Here is a 25,200-nt window from a genome sequence, read left to right as displayed (position 1 = left end):
GGATTCTTCTTAATTGTATTTGCTCAGTATCTCTTTCGCTTCCCTCTGCGTCATATTTCCTTGCTTGACTTGTTGCTCACAGTAAGGTTTAACCTTAGCAAGAAGCTCTTCCTTCGTGTCAAACGGGCCAAATGAGATAACCTCACCGTTGTCCGACGAAATGGTTTCACTGTAGACAGAAGTACTTATTTCAGTCGCATTAGAGGACAACATCATATCGTCCTGACCATTCACGGTCTTTGAAATTTTTGTCCCGTTCTTAATATCAGCAAGGTTTTTTTCATACCTAGCGATAACATCATCCACACGCTTCTGTGTCCATGTGAACCACCCATCTCCCGAGGTCCATGCTTTTCCTCCAATTATTTTTGGGAGTTCTATTTTTTCATCTTCGAGCCAAGCTTTGTATTCATCATAAGTCCACCATTCTACATCTGAAACGGGATATTTTGCTTCATACTCCACTTGGTTCATCCATGTCTTTCCTCCATTCGTTGAGTACTGAATATTATCATTGTCCCCACGAGTCAACACAGATGAATCTTGATTCGTGTTCAAGCCAGCAGACTTCGCTGAACTGGTTGCAAAAACAGCCGTAGCCCCAACAACTAAGACAATGGCTAGAACAGTCGCAGTGGTGGTCGTTTTTTTCATCTTCATAATCATCATAATCCTTTCTTCAATCGCATTTTTTGAAAAATGATTGCTTAAAGGGTTTAGCTTATTCTTTCGTTCTTCCATTGTTATAAGAGACATCGCATAAGCTCTTTTCGTTGTTTCGCCAAATGATCGCACAACCGTTTCATCACAGGAATGTTCAATATCACGATTAGCCAGCATATACATGACCCACACTAACGGGTTAAACCAATGAACACAGAGAACAGCTGTTAATATCAGCTTCGTTATCTGATCGAATCGTCGAATATGTACTAGTTCATGCATAAGAATGTATTGTATCTGCTCAACATTACTCCAGTCTGTATTTTTCGGCAGTAGGATTACTGGATGCTTAATTCCATAGGTTAGGGGTGAACGGATTAAATCCAATTGCCGGATCTGTATCGTGCGAGTCAACTTATGTTCATCTAGCCACTTCAAAGCAACTGGATGATCAACAGGCAAAGAAGCATGAAATTCTCTTCGACATTTCACATAAGTGATGATGAAGTACAACGCGGAAATAACCATACCCATTATCCAAATGACTAAGATAGACGAGATAGCAAAAGACAAATGGTTATTAATCGACTGAACCTCAGACGTCGAAGTCGAACCTACTAGATTCATGGGTAAGGTTAGAGGGGAGGACGGATTAACGAAAGTCACATTGTTCGAATTATTCAAAGGTAAACTATCAACCCATGTGTAAATACTAAATGGTGACGGCAAAGAAAAGGGAATCAGTAGTCTGTATACAACCCCCCCCCATAACACCATAAAGGTTTTCTTAGGCAGCTTATTGATGACCAGCGATCGAATGACAATAATAGCCACGATCATCACCGCAGCAGTAAAACTCATATTCATAAAGGTGCTCATAGGCCATCACCTCATTCAACGTTATCGACGATTTGTTTGAGCTTCTCAATCTGTTGAGCAGATAATTTCTTACGCCCAAGTAAGGATGCAAATAACTTGTCGACAGAACCATTGAACACCTTGTCAATCAGCTCATCTGTCTCCATTTCTTGTACCTGCACCTTAGCAATTAACGCATGACACATAAAATTAGGTTCATAGCGCTCAATTGCACCTTTACCAATACACTTTTTGATAACAGTATAAGTTGTATTCATATTCCAACCAATCTCAGCCTTCAAAATATCAGAAATTTGTTTGGCAGACCTATCTCCTTCTTTCCATAACACTTCCATTACTTTAAGTTCCGAATCAAAAAGTTTAATAGTCATTTAAATCATCTCCTTACACTATTGCAATAGTTTGGGTCTTGGATACAGACTACTCCAATAGTTTGACGAAGTCAACACTGCTGCTATAGTTATTTTCAACAGGAAAATTCGTGGTTGTACTGAAACTTCCGAGGAAATGGCAAACTAAAGAAAGGGCTACCACTAGGCAGCCCTCTTTAATCTTTTGAATACCATCCGACATCACTTCACAAAACGATCCAAAAACCTCTTAATGACGGGAACATCTGGAGGAGACAGCTCGCTTGGCAATTCTTCATAACAAAAAAAACGCAATTCTTGCACTTCAATTCCATCTACTTTTAGCGCCCCATCAAAGTCTGTGCATAGATACGCAGCCACAACATTATATACTTCATCCCCGTGCGGGTATTTATAATAAAGATCTTTTCCAGAGAACATGTCGAACAATTCAAGACCTTTGGCTGTTAAGCCCGTTTCCTCAAAAAGCTCCCTCTTAGCGACCTCTTCTAAAGTCTCCCCAAGCTCCATCGAGCCACCTGGCAAACCCCAGCATCCGTTGTCCGTTCTACGTTGTAATAATAATTGATGATTGCTGCACAATAAAACACAGGCACCTGCCATTATAAGGGGTCTGGTACCTACCAGCTTTCTTAACTCCATAATATAATCGCTCAAAAAACTACATCCTTTCTTCTAATAGGCTCAAATATCCTAAGCTAATTAAAGTTTATTTCTTTTTCTGCACATGAAAACCATTGTCTTGCGCGTAATTTTCAATGCTCCAAATACCTATTCCCCGCTCTCGCGCCTTATCCTGAATCGCTCGAAATTGATCTACGTATTTTGTATTAGGTGCAAATACATAGGCTACACGTGCATAACCCTGCTCTAGCAGAATCTCATTGAACATTTTCCCATCTATATAGAGGTAACAAAGTAGGCGGCCATATTTGTCCCGCTCCGATACATCAAGTTCAATTTGTACATCTTTATCCGTAAGCATCTTTTTGGCGAAATCAGAAGCTTCTAGCGAAAAGGGCTGTGGTTCGGGGATGTTCGGATTCACTGACTCTGGAGTATCAACCAGCAATAAACGAATGGTTTCCTTTTTGCCGCCTATAGTCAGCTTCATGGTGTCACCATCGACTACTCTTGTTACCTTTGCATCTATTAAACGTTTGTTGTCCTCTGTTGTATTGTCTGGCGTAGAACCCAATCCAGAACTGGAATCAGCCGTAATCGTTGGAACTGGCTCTAAAGTAATCTGCTCGGCTAAGTTGCAGGCAGTTGTTGTTCCAAGTAAGAGTGTGATAGCTAAAAAGCTTTTTACTAGATAAATCTTATTCATTGTTAACCTCTTTCTTATACACGTATGTAATTTCATGGGGTCTATTAAAAATAAATTAAAAAACTTAAAAACACAAGACTGTACTACTAATCATAGAAAACAGCGACAGCCATGTACCAGAAAAAAGATTCTTGGCTATCGCTGTTTCGCTTTTACTCTACTTCCACCACGTTTAATTTGGAAATCTTTATTTTGATTATGATCGATAAGAAAGCAAGCAGGGAAAACATAATTCCGATCCAGATGAGTTGATGTATTCCTGCGTGAAAAATAACCCAACCACCGATAGCAGTCCCTATAGTAATTCCAAGGTTGGAAAATGAGATAAACAAGCTGTTACCGAATTCGGGAGCTTCTTTCGCTTCGGTCGTTAACCATGCTTGACTGACAATCAGTCCGCCGGAATGCACTGCCCCCCAAATGATTATGATAACAACCATCGGAAGGAAATAAGAACCTAGATAATATACGAATAAGTAAGTTACCGCATATAACAATGGAAACATGATAACGGTCTTTGTAATGCCTTTATGCAAAAGGCTTCCAAATAAAAAATTCCCAAAAATCATGATTATCCCAAAGGCCATCAACATGATACTAATCCATGACCCGTTCATATGTGTTACCTGCCCAAGATATTCAGCAAAGTAACTGTACACAGAAAACATAGCTGCAAAGATAAAAATAACTGCCACAATATTTAACCACAATAGGGGTTTGCGTAAAATACCAAGTTGTTTACCATATGACATTTTTTCTTTAACTGGCATGGAAGGAAGCCAAGATAGTATTCCTAAAAAGGCAATTATACTTACGACAGCTCCAAATAGAAAAGCGACTTCTAACGAAATTTTGTCCGCGAGATAAGAAGTTAAAGGCACACCAAAAGCAAACCCGACCGTTATTCCGGCGAAAACCTTTGTAACTGCTTTGGTGCTCTTTTCCGGAGGGACAAGTTGGGCAGCGGTAACAAGTGCAACTGAAAAAAACACGGGATGAAAAATAGCAGGGATAATACGGAAAATCAGCATTACTTCAAACATGGTCGTATACGCATAAACAATATTTGAAATTGCAAAAATAAGTACAGCAGTTAATAGAATTACTTTACGATTAATTCCAGAAGCCAATAAGGTCAGAAATGGACCTGAAATAGCAACAACTAAAGCAAATATACTTACAAGCCATCCAGACTGAGAAGTTGATATATTAAATTTTTGAGTTACCTGTGGCAGAACACCTATAATCCCCATTTCCGTTGTAATAATGCCAAATACGCCTAAAGCCAAAATAATAATAAGTAAAGGGTTAACCTTTTTCATTTTAAAATAATCCTCCATTTATATTTACATATTCAGATTTGTAGATATGTATTATCAAAAAAAAGCCCTCCCTCCTCTCTCCTATAGTTTCTCTTTAATATACTCGGAAAACTCTTGAATTGTCTTTTCGTTTCGACGATAATACGTCCACTTCCCAATTCGCTCAGATTCCAGCAAACCAGCTTTTTGCATAGTCAATAGATAGCTCGAAATAACCGACTGTGCAAGCCCCGCTTTAGCTTGAATATCTCCCACGCAAATCCCAATTTGAAAATTTAGGCCTTGTTGTAAATAAGGCTTTTCATCAAAAAATTCCTCGGGAGTTTTTAGCCACATCATAATTTGACTACGAGTCTCGTTAGACAACGCTTTGAATATCAATAAAGGTTCCATGTGTTCCATTATATCTATTTTTATAGATTTGTAAATACAAAAGATGCCGATGTCTCGTTGTTGCAATAACATTATGTAGATTCATATTTCGTATCGAATTGTTCGTTTAGTGAATTAAATATTTCCATATCAACCAGCACAGCAGTACAGATACCCAAGAAATGAAACCGAAAATCATCACGATTTTGTTTTCACTCCATCCGTATTTTAAGCTGAAGTGGTAATGGATCGGAGCCATCCGGAATAGCCGCAGCTTCGTCCGTTTGTAGTACCAAACTTGTAAAATGACCGACAACTGCTCCGCAAAATAAACGAAAAACAAAATCGGAATCAAAAGCTCAACCTTTTCAATGACAGCCAGAACGGAAAGGGAGCCACCGATCGCGAGTGATCCAGTATCGCCCATAAACGCTCTTGCAGGATAAATATTGTAAAGCAAAAGCCCTAGCAGACAACCGATCATAACAAGTGAAAATGTCTGCACTTCAGGTTTGTCCGAAATCATAAAAAAGAAAAAATACGACGATATGGCAACATTGATCAGCAGCCCATCGAGACCATCTGTAAAATTGATGGCATTCGCGGATCCGACCACAAACAGCAAAATGATGGCCACATAAAGGTACAAAGGCAACTGCAGATTTTGCCCTTTAAATAACTCGATATTACTCGTCAGGCCGAACGAATGGAACAACACATATAATATAATTCCAGTAAAAAGAAATTGAAGCACTAGTTTTGAGCGGCCGCTGATGCCGGATGGATTTTGCCAAAAAGCCTTTTTGAAATCATCCAAAAATCCGACTGAACTAAACAACAAAAACGTAACGCATAAGAGTAACATTAGAGGCCCGGGTTGAAACTGCAGCGAAATCGCTATCCCGATAAGCAGGATCAACCCTGCCATTAGTGGTGTACCCCGTTTGGCCTGATGCTCTGCTGGAAGCTCGGCACGAATTGGCTGCGTTAACCTCAGTCGATGCAGCGTCCAGATTAATAGAGGCGTAAACACCGCCACCAGAAGAAAAGACAGGCCGGAAACAGCCAGAATTCCATACATATAACGAACTCCCCTCTTTGAAAAAGATCATTTATAATACTCACAAAATATTTCTAGAGTTAATGAGGTCGTCTGTAATTATGTACTCTTTTCATCTGTTGATAAAGAGAAATTATTCTATTTTTATTTCCTGTTTTCTGGTGTGTAACAGCTAAGAGTTTTCTATAAGCAGATCCCAAAGCTTAAACTTGCCCAATGAGAAAGTTTGCACTTTGGGCAAGTTTACATTAGTATATAGTCATTAATCCTAATCTTCACCACAATAACAGCCATATGGGAGGTGTATACATAAAATTATGATTAAACAAACGTTGAGAGATTTCAAAAAAGAAGCCACTGAAAAAGCGCTAGCTGAAGCGGCATTCGAACTTGCACTTGAACATGGGTTAGACGGTTTTGTTGTTGAAGATATCGTGCAAAAAGCTGGCTACTCCAGAAGAACTTTCGCAAACTATTTCACATGCAAGGAAGAGGCAGTTGCGATGGGAGCAGTTACCGTACGGAACACGAATGAGTATGAAGAATTGCTCACCAAAATTCCTGATAATGCCTCCCTGCTGGATACCTTATATCAACTAATTAAGATGCAACTTACATCTGAGCTTATAGGGAGGTTGCGTGAGCTTTCTTTACTTTCCCGAAAATTCCCAGCTCTCGAGCCCCATTATCTAAGAGCAATACATCTTACGCAAACTGGAGCACAAAAAACATTGTTGCACTTGTCAAATGGTAAGTATGACGAGGTCTATACTTATCTGCTTATAAATTCGGTTTACGGAACTGTACTTCCCTTAATTGACGGAAAACTTAATGTGCTGCTTCCGGGACAAACGACGAGCGACGATCCAAGTCCTGAAACGCTTACGTTCGATCAATTTTTGGAAACTATTTACGGATATTTACGCAACGGATTCTAATAGGCTAACAATCAGTTTTCATCAACGAGGGAGTGTAAAATAGATACATGTCAACATTATTATACAGAGTGGGAAAAACCGCTTATCGCAAACCTGGGTACTTCATTTTAGGTTGGATTTTAATTTTAGGAATTGTCATCTCTATGATCAGCATGAATGGTATTCATATCAGTTCAGAAATGAAGATTGAAGGCACGGAATCGCAAAAGATTTTGGATCAATTAGCAACAGAACTTCCGGCTGCATCTGGTGGACAAGGAAGTGTCGTGTTCAAAGCACCTGAAAATGAGCGATTGGATACGCCAGAACGTTTGGCAGCGATCACTAAAGGTGTTAATGAGGTTTACGGTATAAACGAAGTGATTAATCCTGCGGATTACGCAGCGGAAGCAAGTAGTTCAACTACTGAAGCAACTCAGGCTGCCAGTATGGATCAGTCTGCAGCAGCCACAGCACCCCTTTCCTATGGTCCTCTGATGGCAGATGGCGTTCCAGTACCTGGAGTTATTCTTTCCGCAGACGGTAGCATTGCATTGTTCCAATTCCAGTTTACTATTGAGCAATCTGCTATCTCTCAAGATATTTTTGATTCTGTAATTGATACCGTCAAGAATGTCGAGAAAGATACTAACATTACTGTACTGCCGGGCGAGACACTTAAATCAGTATCTATCGGTGTAGGATCAGCTGAGATTGTCGGACTTGTCATTGCTGCAATTGTTTTGCTGGTGACGCTTGGCTCTGTCGTTGCAGCAGGTCTGCCCCTTATAACTGCACTGCTTGGAGTCGGCATCGGTGTAGGTGGAGCATTTTCTATTTCCAAATTCATTGAAATGCCTAGTGTCACTTCCGTCTTGGCGCTTATGATTGGATTAGCCGTCGGAATCGATTATGCTCTTTTCATTGTAAATCGCCAACGCCGGATGATTATTGATCAAGGATTAAGCGCACAAGAAGCTGCGGCTAGAGCTATTGGCACATCCGGCAGCGCCGTATTTTTCGCCGGTTTGACGGTTATTATTGCTCTCTGCGGTATGCTTGTAATCGGGCTTACTTTCTTATCAACGATGGCGTTAGTAGCAGCAGCTACCGTCCTCATCAACGTATTTGTTGCCTTAACCCTATTGCCGGCATTGCTCGGATTGGTGGGTGAACGCATCTGTTCGCCTAAAGCTCGCAAGAAAAACAAGGATCATCATAAAACGGGTAACCGCGGTATAGCTGATAGATGGGTTAAATTCATCATCAAGTATCGTTGGGTCACTATTGTTGCCATCGTCGTGGTACTTGGCGTAGCAGCAACCCCCATAGCGAAAATGGAAATGGGCATTCCCGGAGCTGCCTCAGCGAATTTGGACACGGTAGCAAGACAAAGTTATGATGCTATATCCGAGGGTTTTGGAGAGGGGTTTAACGGACCACTTATTCTGGTTGCAGAACCAAAGAATTCTTCCACTCCAGTCACTCCGGAGCTTCTAGGAAATCTTGTAAAAGAGCTCCAAGCTCAAGAGAATGTCGCGTTGGTCACTCCTCTGGGCATGACTAAGGATTTGGCTATCTTCAGTCTGATTCCAGAAACGGGTCCTAGCGATATAACAACCAAAAATCTGGTGAATGATTTACGGGCTACGGAATCTAGTATCGCTCAAAGTAATGATGTTAAACTCGGGGTTACCGGCTTTACCGCTGTTAACATCGATATGTCGGCCAAACTGGCAGATGTATTTCCCATTTATGTAGGAATCATCATTCTCCTATCGCTCATTATTCTTCTGTTGGTATTTCGTTCGATTATCGTTCCTATCAAAGCTACGATCGGTTTTCTGCTTAGCATACTCGCTACCTTCGGGATCACCACAGCCGTGTTCCAATGGGGCTGGCTCCATTCTCTTTTTGGTTTCGACACCGGTGGCCCATTGCTAAGCTTTATGCCAATCATCGTCACAGGTATCCTTTATGGGCTCGCGATGGACTATCAGGTTTTCCTTGTCAGTTCCATGCGTGAATCGTACGTTCATGGTCATGAGGGATCAGAGTCCGTTGTTCATGGATACAACCAGGTGAGTCGTGTCGTTGTAGGTGCTGCTATAATTATGATCTCCGTTTTTGCAGGGTTTATTTTTACGGATGATGTCATGATTAAACAAATCGGCTTTACACTGGCCGTAGGGATCTTAATCGATGCTTTCATTATTCGAATGGGATTAGTTCCTGCTGTAATGTCTATTTTCGGCAACAAAGCTTGGGCACTTCCAAAATGGCTCGACCGTATTCTGCCAAACCTGGATGTCGAAGGCGAGAAACTGATTGCTACACTCAATGCTAAAGACAAATCTAATTCCATGAAATAGATACAATAATAAACAGCCTGAGTCCTGTATTCCTAGGGGTTCAGGCTGTTTTGTTTCTGTGGTAGGGTTCACTTCCCGCGAAGAGCAGATGGGCAAGGCTCTGGAAATTATCTCATTGAAGATTAAGGATTAAAGCGGGGCGCACACCGTAACAAGCCAAGTTGACATGTCCGTAACTGCGAATACTGCTACGAGTACCTACAAAATACGCACGTGAGGAAATCGCAGGTTGAGTTCTCAGCCACCACCATGAGCAGCCAAACTCTTCATCCTTCTCAAGGATATAATCAGCTTTGACTTTTTTATCATACACATACAATTTACATCCATCGTTCTTTTTCTCTTTAGAAAATCCCGTTCCTATCGACCTACGCTTCGCACGTAAAGTATCTTCTCCAAGTTTAAAGGTGAATTCATTCGCCTCCGAAACACTAAGCAGAAAAATCTTATCTTCCGTGTTTATACTTCCCTCTCCGTTATCTGTGCATTGTGTAGTCTTGATGAGCCTGTGCTCGGAGTCATTAAAAGCGGCATTATAAAACTCATCGTTCAACCACTTTCGCAAATCGGAGTCATGCCATGTAACATCAACATATTCACCATGATACCGCCTGCAATCCAAAATGTACTCGCTTAAAATGAACAGCTCTCTACCTGAATTTTGCAGCACCCGCCACTTTATCGGCATTTTTTCTGCTCCGTCCGCCATTTGCGGATAAGAGCCAAAAGTAATTAGTTCGCCGGGTTTTGCCCGCTCATACATGGGAGTAAGATTATCATTTTCATTAAAAATCATAATAATAAATTCTGTAGTTCCTTTAACGATTTCAGCTTCCCTGCTAAATCCTAGTTTTTCATACAAGCGTATTGCTCTATCGTTGAACTTCGCCACTGTCAGCCGCTTTGGTTTTTCCTCGCATCTCTCATTGATATAGTTAAGGACTGTTGTGAAAAATTGTGTCCCATTCCCCTGTCCGGTTAACTCAGGCTTCATTCCTAAACCCACATCTATAAAATCCTGAGAATATGTATATTTATCATTTGGAACCTGTGCTGGACTTCCTACACAGAAGAATCCGATCAATTGTTTATCTGCATCAAGTACAGAAAAAAATGCTTCCTCTAGCATTTCACTTATAGCTTCAGGAGTTAGTTCATTATTGTAAAAATCATAGGGTGGATCATATTGCCAGCTTAAAATATCCCTAGCAGCATCAGCATTCAGCTTTTCCACGTAAAGTTCCATTTCGCATCCCCCTTTGTTTTCAAAATCGATAAGTCCCTAAGTGTCTAGCTCCGCTAACTCCTGAAGAATTATCTCTACATCACCATCAGGATTTAACGCTTTGATCATCTCTTTTGTAATGGCTGCACCCTCATAAACTTGTGAAACAACCTCTAAGGGGAGTGTGAGTTCAAAATAACCTTCGGCAAATTCCACGAAATCCTCAGCTGTGCGGAAAATAGTCCCTAGCAAAAAGTCCGAACCATCTTCTGCCCCCGCTGGAATCTCTACCTCCCCCTTCTGCCACGTCAAGTCGTTATTTTCACGCCAAAAACAAAAAGTAACATCATCCTTAGCTATCGCCTCATCTTCCAGTAAAGACAATAGCGAGGTTGGAACCTCTTCATAGATTCCTGGCCAAACTTCATGTTCGTCACGCGCATATGGACTTACTTCGGACTCATGATCAAAACCTTTAATTACCGTTCCTTGAGGTGTAAAAATAATAAACAAATTATCGCCTGAGCCATTATTGATCGATGCTAGAGAAACATTCTTATCAAATTTAGAATCAAAACTATGATAGCGAAGCCAGTCCTCTGGACATAAGACAATATTTAGAGAAGCAAGTATTTTCATAAGTTTTTTTAAGTTTTCGGGTGCTGGTAAAATATCTAACACATTCATCTATGATTCCTCCCCATTGTAGATATAAATGATTTTAGCATATTCATGAATTCCGGGTGAAAAAAAAGACTACCCGAAGGTAGCCTTTCCAACTTAACAAAACACTAGCTTAACTTAAGACCCCGCACCTTTATATCTTCGTACGCCATAACTCCAGGCTAACAAACCAATCCCCAGGAATATAGCGCCTACTACAGGTGTCATCAGAGCAAGGCTGGTCATCTCCTCCCGCTGTAGAAAAAGCGCGGCTGGATACACTCCGACGAATGCAAATGGAATGATCCAAGTAAGCAATACCTGTATAGCACGATTGTAAATCGTTACCGGGTACCGGCCATAAGTCTGAATGTTGTACATTAACGGAAGAATGCCAGTAGGAGCATCCGAATAGAAAGACAATGAAGTCAACGTTGTGTAAATCCCCGTATAGATGGCGACCGCACTTAACGTTAGAATGATCAGAGCCGGTATCGTCCACCATTCAAAGGGAAGACCCAAATTGCTGCCACTGATGGCCATAATAATAATACCTATGAATGAGCCCATAAGTGCTGGTGGATCAACATTTTCCAAAAAGATCTGGAACAAATTATGAGCTGGGCGTGTCAAAATACGGTCCATCTCACCTTTAACGATGTAACGTTCACTAAATCCCCATAGATTCACAAAACAACTAAACACCCCAAAAGGCACCATAAAGAATCCATAAACGAACACTACTTCATTCTGATTCCAGCCTCCCAGGCTATCTGTGTGCATAAAAATTACGAGAATAAAGATAAAGTTGGTAGCTTGAAAAAGTAAGTCTGAAATGACCTCTACCCAAAAGTCAGCGCGATAGGTGAGCCGGCTCTTCATATAGTTTTTGATATATTCAATTAATAATCCCAGGTAATACATGTTTCCTCAACCTCCCTGCACGAAGAGACGCTGCCGCGCCGCATGATATAACCAGACAATTGGAATCAGCAATACCAGGAACCAAATAATTTGTATCCCTAATACATTCCATATTCCAACCCCTTGCACCCGTCCCGTAAACACTGAACCTGGCAAGTAGGTAATCGCCTGAAACGGCAGCACCTCAAGTACGGAAGATAACCAGTTAGGAAACAGACTGATCGGTACGATTAAGCCGGAGAATAAGTCTACAATCACCCGCTTCATTCGCATCATGCCTTCATTATTTTCCACGAAAAATGCCGAGAGCCCTGTAATGATATTGATCTGTGAATTAATTAAAAAGCTGAAAAAGAGCATCACCAGGAACCCTGCCCAAGCAGATGGCGCTGTTGGCAATTGAACCGGGAACAGCAGCATCGCTATGGCCATGCCGGGAATCATAAATAAGAGGAAGCGGAACATTCCCTCTCCAAGACCTTGCATCATTTTGACTAAAACATAGTTATAGGGCCTTATAAACTGGATAGCGATACTTCCATCACGGATATCCGTAGAGATCTCGCGGTCTAGGTTATTAAAATAAAAGGCTCTAGCCATCCACGATACAGCTACATATGACGTCATTTGCGTTGCAGTAAAGCCACCCAATGAATCCCCATTGCCATAGATGGCCATCCAAGTGAAATAGTTAACCCCAATATTCAGTGAATAGATAAGAATACCTGAGTAGTAGTTAATCCGATAAGCAAGCATGGTAAGGAAACGGATGCGTATAAAATCTAAGTAAGCCCCGAATAGTAATTTACGGCTATTCTCCTGAGGACCACCAGAAGACGCGCCTCCTGATGAGGAAGACATAGCCGTTGCAGGATTAAGCTTATCAGACATGTAAAGCCTCTCTTTCATCCTTCAGAGCGGCAGCCATTTCATCAGGCTTGTCTGCAGACCCGGATTGATAAATACTGCGAACAATATCGTCCGTATTGGTCTCTATGATTTTGATATCAGTAATATCTGCTTTTCCCACTACTCTGCCTAATACATCCGATACATTTAGCTCTAGCGGTATCCAGACAGACGCCTCTAAATCGTTCTCCGCAGACCAAGTAACTGGCAATCCCTCAGTCCATAACTCAAGTTGCTGACGTTTCGTAGCATTTCCAAATTGAAATTGAACCTCACGTCCGGTTCCCCAGCGCTGCTTCAGGTCTTCCAGTCCTCCGTCATAAATGATACGGCCATCATCAAGCATTATCACTCGGGAGCAAAGCGCCTCAATATCTTGCAGGTCATGTGTAGTCAGCAGTATGGTTGTCCCATGCTCGCGGTTCATATCTTTTAGGAATTCACGGATCTCTGACTTCACCACAATATCTAAGCCAATGGTTGGTTCATCCAGAAATACAATCGATGGATTATGAAGCAATGCTGCCACTAATTCACAACGCATCCGCTGACCTAGACTAAGCTTACGAACCGGACGATTCAGCAGTTCTTGCAGTTGCAGTCGTTCGACCAATTCATCCAGCCGTTTCTTGAAATCTTGTTCAGATACCCGGTAAACCTTGCGCAGGAGCTGGAACGACTCAATCACGCCAATGTCCCACCATAGCTGACTGCGTTGCCCGAATACCACACCGATATTTTTCACGAATTTCTCGCGCTCCAAATACGGAACATACCCACCTACTGTCAGGTTTCCGGAAGTCGGCACGAGAATACCTGTGAGCATTTTGATCGTGGTCGATTTCCCAGCACCGTTCTCGCCGATATATCCACAGATCTCACCTTCAGGAATGGAAAAGGAAATGTCCTTCACCGCAGTCACTTCCGTATATTCCCTTTTAAACAAATCAGCGAAGGCCCCTTTGAGACCCTCGCGGTTTTTTTGTACTTTGAATGTTTTGCGTAAGTCTTGTACTTGAATAGCAGTCATATTGTACCTCACTAAGCTTAGAGTTGGTTCCCAGTACCCCATTATAATAGAAGAAGCGCAAAAGCACTACTTCAATCTTTACTTAGCCAGTCTTTCATTTAGCGAATGGGTGTCCTTCACAGCTTCTAAATGCCCTGAGCGAGCGACTTTAGTCCGCAAATATTTCTCGTTAAAAGAAGATACATCTCCCCATAACGCTACTCTTTTCACGGCATTCATCCCTGCAGCCTTGAGCGCATCCAATTTCTTCGGATTATTCGTAATCAGCGTCACTGGTTTGTGACGTAAAGTTTGCAGAACACTGATTGCCTCTTCGTAGTTTCTTGAATCATCAGCAAATCCCAACTCTAAATTAGCCTCAACTGTATCGTATCCTTCTTCCTGTAAAAGATACGCTAAAGATTTACTGAACAGGCCAATGCCTCTTCCTTCATGATTCGCGAGATAAAATAATGCCCCAGAGCCATGCTCAACAATCATTTTCATGGATTGATGCAGCTGGAAGCCGCAATCGCAACGTTTACTGCCAAAAATATCGCCAGTATGGCAGATGCTATGCATCCGGATCAATGCATCCTCAGATTCTTCGAAATCGCCATATACCAACACACTGGATTGTTGTCCTTCTGCTAAGTTCATGGATGGCAAACGTGAAATTAAAGCTGCCGTTGCTTTACTGCTATCCTCTTGAAGAAGCTCTGCATCCGTTGTATTCAGCCAGTTGTACCATTTAAAAACAACGGTCTCGCCGTCTAAATTCACCGGTAACGTAATGGGTCCAACCAATATATTTGTGGAATTTGCTAAAGGAATTCGCGTGATTTTATTCTGTAAAATAGAAGTGATTTCTGGTTTAATCATAATTACACCTTCCTCATTGTTCATCAATGCTTAGATAGAGCTAAGCATAAGGATAAAATATTAGTTAAATTATAAGTAACTATTTGTAAGTGAGTTTATCATTGTAATATAACTTCGTCAAGTTATAATATATCTTTAAATATTTATAATTACTTTATGTAAGTTTATGATATAATGAATGTCGAGGTGATATTATGAATGATTTCAACATGTGTCCTCGCTTTGAAAAAGCGGTAGACTTGCTAAGTAAACGTTGGGTCGCGCTGATCGTTTTCGTGCTTATGCCAGGGCCACGCCGTTTTGGTGAAATTGAGAGCTGTCTGTCCAATCTCAGTGGCAAGGTGTTATCTGACCGATTGAAGGAAATGGAAATCGAAGGCATTATAGAGCGAACTGTATATCCCGAAATGCCAGTACGTATTGAGTACTCTCTGACTCCAAAAGGCACAGCGCTTGCTCCTATACTTGGTGAAATTGGAAACTGGTCTACCGAATGGATTGAGCTTGGTATTAAGAAATGATTCCCGCTACACAACACAAAGAGCCCTAATTGTCCCGATCATGAGACAAGAGGGCTCTTTTTGGATTAACATCCCCTTTATAAGTCTTTTCGCTCGAAGCGAAGTAGACCTATAACAAAAGCTAACAGGGTATATCCTATCGCATAAAAAATAAACATATTTGACGGAACCGTATTAAAATCCAGCAATCCATTCATGCTGCCGAACAATCCCATCATTCCACTCATTTCATTAGCGCTGAACAGGACGGCGGTCATTTTCCGCTGTAAACCATCCACTGGCATAAGCAGTGCCATCATTCCTGACAAATTATTTAATGTGTCAAGGACATCGGGTTCTAATCTCAGCGATCCTCCGATCTTATCAATCATCCCGCCTAACCAGCCTGCTCCATATAACATTGTCATAAAGACACCATTCCCCACTGCTGAGAAGAATCCAGAACCCAGCATAGAAATCGTAATTAGCAAAGGCACTACAGAGGAGAATAACAAAAATGATTTCAATAGGACTACGACGTCTCTAGGAACGGTGGCATGGATCTCAGTAATCCATAAAATAGAAATAAATAAAATCAAGGCATAACCGATCCCAAGCGTCACATATCCAAGCCAGCGACCTGTGTACCATTTCCACCGCGGCAGCGGTCTTGGCAGTAAAGCCTGCATAACCCCTTGTTCCGCTTCACCTGCAATAGCTGAGAAGGAACTGAAGATCGCCAAAAAGGCGAGTACAAAAGCGCCAAAAAAGAACCCAAGTGATAATATAAAAGCACCATTTGTAAAATTAGCTAAGAGATGCTCGCCACTGCTAATATCTGTTCTGTTCGGTATTCCGCTTTGTCCGATCGTATTTGCCACAAACCAAAATCCTATAAGAAAGACAATGGTCATAAGCAATGTTAATACCATTACTCGTTTACGCAGCAATTCCTTCCAGGTCATTCCTATGATTATTCTCATTCGTGTTCACCTCTGTGACTTAGGCCGGATACAGCACTCATAAACCAGTCTTCCAGACGTTCTCGCTTCCGTGAGACTTCATATAAGGTCATGCCCTGTTCAATAATTAACGTGTTCAGCCAGCCTACTTGCTCCTCATTCTCCAATTCCGCTTCCAGCCAAACTGTGCTACTCTCCAATGTAGCTGGGAATGAAGCTCCTTTTTCAGATTGAGCTCCGATATCCGCTGAAACTTTGATCTGAAGTTCAGTACTATCCTGTAACCAAGACAACAAAATAGGCGTAAAACCGCCCACTTTAAAATGCCAGCTTGTTCGCTTATTTAAGATCTCAGATACTTTCCCATGCCGCAGTATAACTCCGTTATTCAGCAGTGCCATACGGTCGCAGATGAGTTCAACATCCTCCAGTAGATGAGAGTTAAGAAATATTGTAACTCCCTTCTCTTTTAGCCTCTGCAAAATATTCCGAACTTCCTGACGTCCAATCGGGTCTAGCGCCGATGAGGGCTCATCCAGAAAAACGATGGCCGGATTGTTTACAAGAGCGCAAGCAAGCCCTAATCTCTGCTGCATCCCTTTGGAATAATGTTTCACACGATCCCGTCCACGGTTTCCAATTCCAACTTCCGCTAGAAGCTCTGGAATTCTTTTGTCGGCTACAGATCGATCTACACGGCACAGCTTGGCATGCAGTCTTACTACTTCTTCCCCCGTAAGCCATTCTTGATAGCGATATAATTCCGGTAAATATCCGATTTGGGACTTGGCTTCAAGTGAACCGATCTTATGACCAAATAGAGTAGCACTACCATTCGATGGACGAATGAGACCTACCAACATTTTGACAAAGGTACTTTTCCCCGCACCATTAGGGCCGAGGAAGCCAAAGGCTTCCCCTTTCCCAACAGTAATCGTTACATCACGGCAACCACGTCCGTTATCATATTCTTTGGTCAAAGACTTCGCTTCTATTGCAGCAGCCGTCATTATTCAATCAACTCCCCTAACTTCTCTAAGAATACAGCTTTATCTGTATACACGCTTCCTCCGTTGAAATCAAACAGTTGTCCGTTCTGTACCCAAACGGCCGAGTACACAATCCCTTGACTATATTCATTCTGATTCAGTAGAACCGTTGTATCTTTAATCTTTATTTGATCGGTATTCAGGCCTTTTACCAGTGGCAGAGGAATTTCACCCGATAAAATGCGGCTCTGCTTTAAGCTGGATTTCAGATAATCTGGCAGCAATGGAAAATCGATTATAGCTTCCAAAGCTTCATCAACCTTTATAGTTGGATCTACCGTAATTAAAGGAGTCTTCGTCTGTGTAAGATTAGCCCATTTATCATTATCAATCGAAAGATCATAATTCACGATCTCCGAAAGATCTAATTTAATTTCTTTCCCATCTATGGCTTCTGGAAGAAGCTGTTTTGCACCCAATCTTTTCATTGCTTTATTAACTGCTTCAATATTAAGCTTCAAGGTTATTTCTTGTGAATTGGTTATATATGCGCTCTTCACATTCTCGAGCAAAGTTCCGCTTGGAAGTGTAAAACCTAGAGTCTCTTCCACCTGATTTAGCGGAATAATCCCTTTATTTGAACCAAAGGAACTTGTAAACACACCAAATTTGTTCATAGCTTCATTCATGGATTGACTTTCATTTACCTGATAAAAAATATCCCGGATATCATTTTCATTCACAACTGTAACTTCTTCCATCCGAAATTGATTCAGCAGCGATGCCATAGCCGTATTTCCTACTGGAGTTCCAAGTATAACCGCAAAGATCGCGGCACCTGCCACTGCTACTCCCCATTTGCGCCGACGATTCATGCGAGGACGCTTGGATGGGCGATTAGCTGTTGGATTGTCATCCGTAGATTGAGGCTGGTCTATATGTGGATCTGTTTTGTCATCATCTTTCATAACATCCACAGACAACTGCTGACTCCACACAGACCATTTGGGACTTGCAGGCTCAGACGCTAACTTGTTTTGCAATTTGGCCCAGGCTTCATCTGTATGTTGTTTATTATGATCTTGATTTAGCGGTTGTTTAGTCATTAGTAATCCCTCCTAAATAATTTGGAGCTTCGCTTATCTCGTTTTATTATTCCGTCTGAGACAGTGATTTTGCTGCATTTTGTCTTAACCTCTGGGTCGCACGGTGCAGTAATGTCCCTACTACGGGAGGTCTTAGACCAAGCTCGCCTGCTATTTCCGCATAACTGTAACCAGAGTATCTAAGCAGAAGCGCTTGTCTATCCCTGTCAGGCAGCTCGTTCAACCATTCATGAACATCCTCCTGATCCAGCTTACTGATTAAGACTTCCTCTCCTGAAGGAGGTGATTCCCTCACTTCGTATAACTGTTCTTGTTTATTTTGCAGCCGCCGTTCCCTTGCTTTTTTGTCCAGATAATCATATCCAATACGAGTAAGGACTCTATGAAGCCAGGCACCCAGCGCTGCTGGATCATCTGGGGGGTTATGATACAATCTCAGAAAAACTTCTTGTGCCAAATCATCTGCTGCCGACTCATCACGAACCAAAGCGGTCAGCTTACGTCTGACAATAGGATAATGTTCATAGAATATTGCTTTAAAAATTTCAGATTCCGGAATTTCCATCTTGTAAATCCTCCTTATCAGCTGCAGCTATAAGTAAGACGACTATCAATGTATTTTTGTATCAAGATTACGTAAAAAAAGACAGCCCCTAAATTAATAAGGAAACTGTCTTCTAGTGTTTACCTAATTCGAATGTAACGATTAAGAATCTTTTTAGATAAAATACTCCGTTCCAGCCTAAGCTCCCAGAGCTGCTCTTTCCACTGAAACTGTTGCTCTGAATGTTCATTCTCCCGTAACTTCTCAAACAGCTTCATGATCATTATGTTAATGGCATCAAACCTTGACCAAAGTTCTATTACACTTTCTTCTTGTATCTGAGGACTTTCCGCTGCTGCACTAAGATTCTTTAAGCGCTCAATGATGTCAGCCTGCCACTGCCCATCTTTAATCGCCTTGGCGTAATTTAAAAGATCCAAATAATCATCGACTGACATGTGTACCGACTCCTTTGCTTACTTATACCAAGTATTATACTAGGCATTATCCATAAAGCAACCCTTTATCTCTGGACACAGCAAAAAAACAGGACTGGTATGAGAACCAGCCCTGTTTAAGGATTTCAACATGATCAATTTAGTTATAAAAGCTTTTGAATATCATCTTTAATCTGCTCTGATTTTGGACCAAATACGATCTGCACAGCCCCTTGACCCAGTCTCATGACACCGGAAGCTCCGAGCTGTTTCAATGCGGAATCTTTAACGGCTTTTTCGTCATTAACAATCAGACGAAGGCGTGTGATACATGCATCGATATTGCGGATGTTCGATGGACCGCCGATGTTCTCAAGAATTTGAGCAGCTTTAGAAGACGATGAAGGCGTTCCATTACCTCCAGGTGGTGCTAACAGGCTTTCTTCATCATCATCTTCACGTCCAGGTGTTTTTAGCTTGAACAATGAGATAATAAAGCGGAATAGTACATAATACAAGACGAAGAATCCAAGACCCACAGGAATAAGTATCCATGCATTAGTAGACAGTTTCAGGTTTACAAGATAATCGATCAAACCTGCGGAGAAACCAAAACCAAGCTTAACATCTAAAATGTACATCAAGGCCATGGAGAATCCTGTTAATAAAGCATGAACTCCGTACAAGAGTGGTGCTACGAACATAAAGGAGAACTCAAGTGGTTCAGTGATCCCTGTTAAGAAAGAAGCAATGGCAGAACCGATGAAGATGGAAGCAACCATTTTACGTTTTTCCGGTTTAGCTGTATGAATAAATGCAAGTGCTGCCCCTGGAAGCGCAAACATCATAATTGGGAAGAATCCAGTCATAAACATCCCAGCAGTTTTATCTCCAGCGAAGAAGCGGTACAAGTCACCATGCACCAGTTCACCAGCTGCATTCGTAAAATCACCAATTTGGAACCAAGCAATCGTATTAAGCACGTGGTGAAGACCGAACGGAATCAGCAAGCGGTTAGCTGTACCGAAGATGAATGCTCCAACAGCCCCCAGTGACACAACCCAGTTCCCGAAGTCACTAATAACATCTTGTATCGGACTCCAGATCATACCCACAAATACAGCAAGAACCATCATAGAAGCTGCCGTAATGATTGGGACAAAACGTTTACCTGCAAAAAATCCGAGCCAATCAGGCATTTTTATATTGTGATATCTCTTGTATAAGAACGCTGCCCAAGCACCGGCAAAAATACCACCAAGCACACCCATGTTCAATACAACATCATCATTGATGAAAGAGAATTGAAGCGGTACGATAAGCAGAATCTTAGTCAGTACCATGTAAGAAATTACTGCTGACAAAGCTGCTACGGCGTCACCGGCAAATCCAATGGCAACCCCTACCGCGAAGATTAAGGCTAGGTTACCGAAGATCGCATTCGCTCCGGCGTTTAGAAATGGAGCAAAGTATTGATTCAGAAATCCACCAATGGTCGCTCCTAGCGGAATATCTTTTTCGTAGTTAAGCAAACCAAACCCTTGAAGAATAGCTGCCGCCGGCATGGTTGCAACAGGAAGCATTAACGACTTACCTAGTTTTTGTAGAAAAGCCAACATTTAAAATCATCCTTTCGGTTCAATAGTAGTAGTGCTCTATAAACCATTTACTTTGAAGCCACGGTAAGAATCAGATCCTGTCCTGCTGTAACCTGACCATAATGTCCGCTTACTTGAGGTGGATTCTCCTCTGTACTGGTCACGATTACAGGCGAAATTGTGTCACAACCTGCCGCGCGAATTACGTCCAGATCAAATTCGATTAGGGTTTGACCTGCTTTTACTTGATCTCCAGAGGTTATATGACTGACAAAACCGTTGCCCTTGAGGCTGACAGTATCGATTCCGATATGTAATAGCAATTGCATACCGGAGGAATGTTCCAGAATGACTGCATGACTCGATTTCACGATATGAGCAACCCTACCGTCAAAAGGCGCTTTCAAAATTCCTTCAGATGGTTTTATTGCAATTCCGTTACCCATATGACCGCCAGCAAAGGTTTCATCCGGAACCTGTGCTAGTGGAACTGACTCCCCGCTGATTGGTGCCATGATTTCGATGGTATGTTCAGTATGTTTCTCTTCTTTTTTTGATTTCCATTTGGAAAACATATGCTCCACTCCTCTTAAGATGTTAATTTGATTTCACTAAGGTCTGAAATAACCGATGCAAATGCATGGCTAGAAAACATAGTTCTTCTTCCGGAATTTCGACCTCAAGCGATCTTTGCATTACTTTACCGAGCTTTTTAGCCAGCTTGTATTCCTCTTTGTATTCTTTCTTAATATGTTTCACAAAGGGATTATCTATTAGTGATCCTTTTAAAATACGTTCCAGCGAAAAACGCAAGTGGATCATTAATCGGATATGATTCATACTGCCGTGCTCAAAAGTTATCTTTCGTTCTTGCTGAATCATGTCTAGAAGCTCATTGACAATATTAGAGGCCTTGACTAACTGACCAACCGATACATTATTGACGGCTGAATACACATGATAAGTAAGAAATCCAATCTCATCTTCGGGGATTTGCACTTGAAATTCAGCATTGATTTTCTCCGATGCCTTGTAAGCGATCTCAAATTCCTTCGGAAATGACATTTTGGTTTCTTGCAAAAACGGATTAATAATATCCATCCCGTTGCGCAGACGGTAGATGGTGAACTGTATGTGGCTCGGGAGTGCCAGATAAATCTTGTCGTTTAACTTGTCAGGAAATTGACTTTGGATATCTGCAATTATCTCATCAGTTATTTTCATTACCTTAGGATCTATATCTTCCAGCAAAACTTGATATTGGCTCCAGGCTTCGCGATCTTCTAGACGAAACAATTTTTCAATCCGAGCATCATTTCCTTCGATCACACCAGAACCCTTCACTGCAAATCCAATACCTTTGCCAATGATGACATATTCCTTCCCGTTTTTGCTTCCCTGAACCATTACAACGTTATTCCCAATTACACGCTGTACTTGAAATTGCTCGATCTCTCGCGACAAGCTCATCACTCCTCTCCCTAATTATCGTCAAATTGGAACAAAAAAAGCCAAGAATTGTCTAATGGAAATAAAGACAATTCTTGGCTCATGCCCTTAACGGTAACACGCCACTAAAATATAAATGATCATTTATGAACATATCATAATTCATGAACTGCTAACTCGTCAATGGTAAATTTAGAAATGTCAAGCGGAGCTCCCATTATCCCAAACAGCGCCTTATAAAAATTCTTCCACGCGAGGAAGCTTATCTTTAAGCTGGCGGACGTTAGTTTCAAGCCTCAGAATAACCTCTTCCAATTCTTTTGGATCAATGCCTCGGGAAACAGGAACCTGGATAACCTCTGTTTTTGTTTCTGCCTTTAATTCCCGCATTTCTAGCTGCTGCTCTTGCCATTTATCCATCAGATCAGCTATCGTCGCATAGAAACGTTCGTAATCTTTGATTACGCTGTCCAGAAATGTATCTACTTCCTCCGCATCGTAGCCACGCAGCTTCATGCTGAATTCTTTTTCATGTATGGTTAGAGCGTCTAATGTGATGCCAAGTTGACTGAACAGCTTCCGCTGTTTGTCTAACCGGCGTTTCATATGTTCATCCATCTTTTGCTACCTCCAAGTATATACTGCAATCATCCGGCAGTAACCATTATAACAGGGTGAGAGCATCCTGAAAATATTACTATAGTTGCAGTTCTAATAGTTGTCCACAACAGCTTTATTCAAAATGCCTAAGCAGCGGTCAAGATCCGTCTTTACCTGCTTTTTATATAATTTTGCTTTCTCTTCTCCATCTGAGGTGAAATGGTAAAGTACGATTTCTTGAAAATCCACTTTAGGGTCATTGCCTTTAAGCTGCTTGGTACGATATAAAATCCCTTGCTGCACCAGCTCATGCAGGGCGCGATAGATTTCACTCTGTGGAGGGGAATAACCATGGGCTTTGAAATCCCGGCGTAAATCCTCCAGCATTTGATATCCGTAACCGCGGTGTTGTTCTACCATTGTTATAAGATACACTTTGATAAACGCTCGTTGAGCAATCATAAACGCCATATAAACCCTCCTCATGTTGTAAATGTTGTTGGCTAATCTTTCCTTCTATTACTCTAGTATAAGCACTATTTTCCAACTTTCACAACCTGAAATTTGGTAGAGGGTTCACTTATTACGTTGTTTATAGAGATTTGGTGGGATATAGGATGATTTATGTGGATGTGGGTAGGGAGAGCTTAGTTTTTTTGTGGTTTACTATTGTGAATTTTTCATATGATGAAATTATGGAATAAATGATTGTACATCGTTGATTTCGTAGAATGATCCTTGAAGAAGTAGGTCCACATGTTTCTGCACGAAACAAACTCCATCTGAACCCGCATGCTTCTGCACACCCCTCGCATTCTTTGTTTGGTTTGATCAGTTTAGTTTGATCAGTTGCTCGTTCGAGCTACTATCGGACCCCAATGACTCTATTCGCTACTTTTCCCCACTTTTGCTGTGCTATCGGACCCCATGGGCGCTATTGGCATAAAAAGTAACATTTATACAGCTATCCTTGGGGAATAGCTGCACTGGTGTCCGAAACTACTCTGAAAAAGCTTAATATTTGCAAATAGCGTCTTCTGGGTCCGAAAGTTTCTGCGTGAAATAAACTCCATCTGAACCCGCATGCTTCTGCACGATACAAACTCCATCTGAATCCACAGGTTTCTGCACGAAATAAACTCTATCTGAGCCCACATACTTCTGCGCAAAACCAAACTCCATCTGGATCAATATACTTCAGCACGATACAAACTACATCTGAACCCGCATGCTTCTGCACGATACAAACTACATCTGAATCCACATGCTTCTGCATGATCCTCCTCCCATTCTGTGTTTAGTTTGTTCAAGTTTGCTCGTTCGAGTTGCTATCGGACCCCATTGACTCTATTCGCTGCTTTTCCCCACTTTTGGTGTGCTATCGGACCCCATGGACGCTATTGGCATAAAAAGTAACATATATAGAGCTATTCTTGGGGAATAGCTGCACTGGAGTCCGAAACTACTCTGAAAAAGCTTAATATTTGCAAATAGCGTCTTCTGGGTCCGCAAGCTTCAATAGAACATCAATTCGAACAGCAAAACGCAAAAAAGCGATCCTCCAGTTATTGAAGAATCGCTTTTTAGGTAACTAATAAGTTCCACTTTGCCAAGTTCATTTTCTAAACGTCCTTCTCAGCTATAATCCCTGCGCCACTCCGCTTTCCAAGTAACCTCTCCTAAGCACTATTTCATAGCGTTTTTCTCCATAAATTCATCCTTCGTCAATCCAAACAACAGTAAGTCTAAATACTGTCCATTTGTATAAATAACTTTACGGCGCACGCCTTCTTGAACACAACCCACTTTTCTAAGCATAGCTGCTGAGGGTTCGTTACCTTCGAGCGTACATTCGTTAAACTTGTTGAGTCTAAGCTCCAAAAAAGCATACTTCAACAGGATGTTGATAGCTCTTGTCCCATACCCCTTACCTCGATGATCTCTATCCACTTGCACGCCTATACTGAACGCACCATTTTTCTCGTCTATGCTATTAAGATTTACTCCACCCACATATTCACCATTCAGATTTTCGATCGTAAACATCAGTCGCTGTGATGAGAATTCTGCAAATGTGAACAGATCTTAGTCTTATTTTCTCATCCTGCCAAAAATAA

General features: G+C 41.5%; 28 protein-coding genes. 3 read left to right on the top strand and 25 right to left on the bottom strand.

Translation table 11 applies throughout. The features are described from left to right. Positions 1–9 precede the first annotated feature (9 nt). The 7 genes from MHI25_RS14150 to mraY form a co-directional block, all read right to left on the bottom strand. Positions 10–1,542 (bottom strand): M56 family metallopeptidase, encoded by a 1,533-nt coding sequence (locus MHI25_RS14150; protein ID WP_340395557.1) that lies wholly within the window; start codon positions 1,540–1,542, stop codon positions 10–12. 11 nt (positions 1,543–1,553) lie between these two features. Further along, on the bottom strand, positions 1,554–1,913 hold the full coding sequence (locus MHI25_RS14145; protein ID WP_076126183.1) for a BlaI/MecI/CopY family transcriptional regulator: 360 nt from the start codon (positions 1,911–1,913) through the stop codon (positions 1,554–1,556). Between the two features lie 201 nt (positions 1,914–2,114). After that, the gene (locus MHI25_RS14140; protein WP_248548331.1) at positions 2,115–2,555 is read right to left on the bottom strand and encodes an NUDIX hydrolase; all 441 of its coding nucleotides are present in this window, start codon (positions 2,553–2,555) and stop codon (positions 2,115–2,117) included. Positions 2,556–2,622: 67 nt separating this feature from the next. Continuing rightward, positions 2,623–3,243: a thermonuclease family protein gene (locus tag MHI25_RS14135; RefSeq protein ID WP_076126181.1), complete on the bottom strand. Its 621-nt coding sequence runs from the start codon at positions 3,241–3,243 to the stop codon at positions 2,623–2,625. Between the two features lie 152 nt (positions 3,244–3,395). Beyond that, the gene (locus tag MHI25_RS14130) at positions 3,396–4,565 is read right to left on the bottom strand and encodes an MFS transporter (protein ID WP_340395556.1); all 1,170 of its coding nucleotides are present in this window, start codon (positions 4,563–4,565) and stop codon (positions 3,396–3,398) included. An 81-nt stretch (positions 4,566–4,646) separates the two neighbouring features. Then, positions 4,647–4,958 (bottom strand): helix-turn-helix transcriptional regulator, encoded by a 312-nt coding sequence (locus MHI25_RS14125; protein ID WP_076183917.1) that lies wholly within the window; start codon positions 4,956–4,958, stop codon positions 4,647–4,649. Positions 4,959–5,064: 106 nt separating this feature from the next. Then, on the bottom strand, positions 5,065–6,018 hold the full coding sequence (gene mraY / locus MHI25_RS14120; RefSeq protein WP_340395555.1) for a phospho-N-acetylmuramoyl-pentapeptide-transferase: 954 nt from the start codon (positions 6,016–6,018) through the stop codon (positions 5,065–5,067). Between the two features lie 296 nt (positions 6,019–6,314). Here mraY and MHI25_RS14115 point away from each other — a divergent pair, with 296 nt between their 5' ends. Both MHI25_RS14115 and MHI25_RS14110 read left to right on the top strand, forming a co-directional pair. Next, complete coding sequence (locus MHI25_RS14115; protein WP_076126175.1) at positions 6,315–6,935, top strand: TetR family transcriptional regulator; 621 nt, start codon at positions 6,315–6,317, stop codon at positions 6,933–6,935. Positions 6,936–6,982: 47 nt separating this feature from the next. Next, complete coding sequence (locus MHI25_RS14110; protein WP_076183792.1) at positions 6,983–9,286, top strand: MMPL family transporter; 2,304 nt, start codon at positions 6,983–6,985, stop codon at positions 9,284–9,286. A 112-nt stretch (positions 9,287–9,398) separates the two neighbouring features. Here MHI25_RS14110 and MHI25_RS14105 read toward each other — a convergent pair whose 3' ends face one another. From MHI25_RS14105 to MHI25_RS14080, 6 genes are all read right to left on the bottom strand, one after another. Beyond that, positions 9,399–10,532, bottom strand: a complete 1,134-nt coding sequence (locus MHI25_RS14105) for a GNAT family N-acetyltransferase (protein WP_340395554.1) — start codon at positions 10,530–10,532, stop codon at positions 9,399–9,401. Positions 10,533–10,568: 36 nt separating this feature from the next. Continuing rightward, a complete protein-coding gene (locus MHI25_RS14100) occupies positions 10,569–11,198 on the bottom strand; it encodes a hypothetical protein (RefSeq protein WP_340394190.1) in 630 nt (209 codons plus the stop codon). Between the two features lie 114 nt (positions 11,199–11,312). Next, the gene (locus MHI25_RS14095; protein ID WP_036686696.1) at positions 11,313–12,098 is read right to left on the bottom strand and encodes an ABC-2 family transporter protein; all 786 of its coding nucleotides are present in this window, start codon (positions 12,096–12,098) and stop codon (positions 11,313–11,315) included. A 6-nt stretch (positions 12,099–12,104) separates the two neighbouring features. Further along, positions 12,105–12,854, bottom strand: a complete 750-nt coding sequence (locus MHI25_RS14090) for an ABC-2 family transporter protein (protein ID WP_051491475.1) — start codon at positions 12,852–12,854, stop codon at positions 12,105–12,107. 127 nt (positions 12,855–12,981) lie between these two features. After that, a complete protein-coding gene (locus MHI25_RS14085; RefSeq protein WP_340395553.1) occupies positions 12,982–14,037 on the bottom strand; it encodes an ABC transporter ATP-binding protein in 1,056 nt (351 codons plus the stop codon). 78 nt (positions 14,038–14,115) lie between these two features. Next, positions 14,116–14,898 carry a GTP cyclohydrolase II gene (locus MHI25_RS14080; RefSeq protein ID WP_076183786.1) on the bottom strand — a complete coding sequence of 261 codons (783 nt, stop codon included), beginning with the start codon at positions 14,896–14,898 and terminating at the stop codon, positions 14,116–14,118. Between the two features lie 194 nt (positions 14,899–15,092). On the opposite strand from MHI25_RS14080, the gene MHI25_RS14075 reads away from it, so the two are divergent. Then, positions 15,093–15,419, top strand: a complete 327-nt coding sequence (locus tag MHI25_RS14075) for a helix-turn-helix domain-containing protein (RefSeq protein WP_076301891.1) — start codon at positions 15,093–15,095, stop codon at positions 15,417–15,419. Positions 15,420–15,496: 77 nt separating this feature from the next. Here the strand turns inward: MHI25_RS14075 and MHI25_RS14070 are convergent, their stop codons facing one another. The 12 genes from MHI25_RS14070 to MHI25_RS14015 form a co-directional block, all read right to left on the bottom strand. After that, positions 15,497–16,381 (bottom strand): ABC transporter permease subunit, encoded by an 885-nt coding sequence (locus MHI25_RS14070; RefSeq protein ID WP_076126165.1) that lies wholly within the window; start codon positions 16,379–16,381, stop codon positions 15,497–15,499. Beyond that, positions 16,378–17,370 (bottom strand): ABC transporter ATP-binding protein, encoded by a 993-nt coding sequence (locus tag MHI25_RS14065; RefSeq protein WP_076126163.1) that lies wholly within the window; start codon positions 17,368–17,370, stop codon positions 16,378–16,380. Before MHI25_RS14065 ends, MHI25_RS14070 begins: the two co-directional genes overlap by 4 nt. After that, positions 17,370–18,455, bottom strand: a complete 1,086-nt coding sequence (locus MHI25_RS14060; protein ID WP_076218029.1) for a DUF4179 domain-containing protein — start codon at positions 18,453–18,455, stop codon at positions 17,370–17,372. Before MHI25_RS14060 ends, MHI25_RS14065 begins: the two co-directional genes overlap by 1 nt. Positions 18,456–18,501: 46 nt before the next feature. Then, a complete protein-coding gene (locus tag MHI25_RS14055) occupies positions 18,502–19,020 on the bottom strand; it encodes a sigma-70 family RNA polymerase sigma factor (RefSeq protein ID WP_340395552.1) in 519 nt (172 codons plus the stop codon). Positions 19,021–19,139: 119 nt separating this feature from the next. After that, positions 19,140–19,457, bottom strand: a complete 318-nt coding sequence (locus tag MHI25_RS14050) for a hypothetical protein (protein ID WP_036686678.1) — start codon at positions 19,455–19,457, stop codon at positions 19,140–19,142. 143 nt (positions 19,458–19,600) lie between these two features. After that, the gene (gene nagE, locus MHI25_RS14045) at positions 19,601–21,055 is read right to left on the bottom strand and encodes an N-acetylglucosamine-specific PTS transporter subunit IIBC (RefSeq protein ID WP_036686675.1); all 1,455 of its coding nucleotides are present in this window, start codon (positions 21,053–21,055) and stop codon (positions 19,601–19,603) included. Positions 21,056–21,102: 47 nt separating this feature from the next. Further along, positions 21,103–21,609 (bottom strand): PTS glucose transporter subunit IIA, encoded by a 507-nt coding sequence (locus MHI25_RS14040; RefSeq protein WP_076126158.1) that lies wholly within the window; start codon positions 21,607–21,609, stop codon positions 21,103–21,105. Positions 21,610–21,631: 22 nt separating this feature from the next. Beyond that, positions 21,632–22,504 carry a PRD domain-containing protein gene (locus MHI25_RS14035; protein ID WP_076126156.1) on the bottom strand — a complete coding sequence of 291 codons (873 nt, stop codon included), beginning with the start codon at positions 22,502–22,504 and terminating at the stop codon, positions 21,632–21,634. 213 nt (positions 22,505–22,717) lie between these two features. Further along, the gene (locus MHI25_RS14030; protein WP_036686669.1) at positions 22,718–23,101 is read right to left on the bottom strand and encodes a DivIVA domain-containing protein; all 384 of its coding nucleotides are present in this window, start codon (positions 23,099–23,101) and stop codon (positions 22,718–22,720) included. A 93-nt stretch (positions 23,102–23,194) separates the two neighbouring features. Beyond that, a complete protein-coding gene (locus tag MHI25_RS14025; RefSeq protein ID WP_036686667.1) occupies positions 23,195–23,554 on the bottom strand; it encodes a helix-turn-helix transcriptional regulator in 360 nt (119 codons plus the stop codon). A 670-nt stretch (positions 23,555–24,224) separates the two neighbouring features. Then, positions 24,225–24,359, bottom strand: a complete 135-nt coding sequence (locus MHI25_RS14020; RefSeq protein ID WP_340395551.1) for a hypothetical protein — start codon at positions 24,357–24,359, stop codon at positions 24,225–24,227. A 410-nt stretch (positions 24,360–24,769) separates the two neighbouring features. Further along, positions 24,770–25,129: a GNAT family protein gene (locus tag MHI25_RS14015; RefSeq protein ID WP_340395550.1), complete on the bottom strand. Its 360-nt coding sequence runs from the start codon at positions 25,127–25,129 to the stop codon at positions 24,770–24,772. Positions 25,130–25,200: the final 71 nt, after the last annotated feature.

Origin of the sequence: Paenibacillus sp. FSL E2-0177, assembly GCF_037992975.1 — a bacterium.
In the GTDB taxonomy this organism is placed as follows: Bacteria; Bacillota; Bacilli; order Paenibacillales; family Paenibacillaceae; genus Paenibacillus_AQ; species Paenibacillus_AQ odorifer.
Note: the sequence above shows the minus strand (reverse complement) of the source record. Positions and strands in the feature narration are given on the sequence as shown.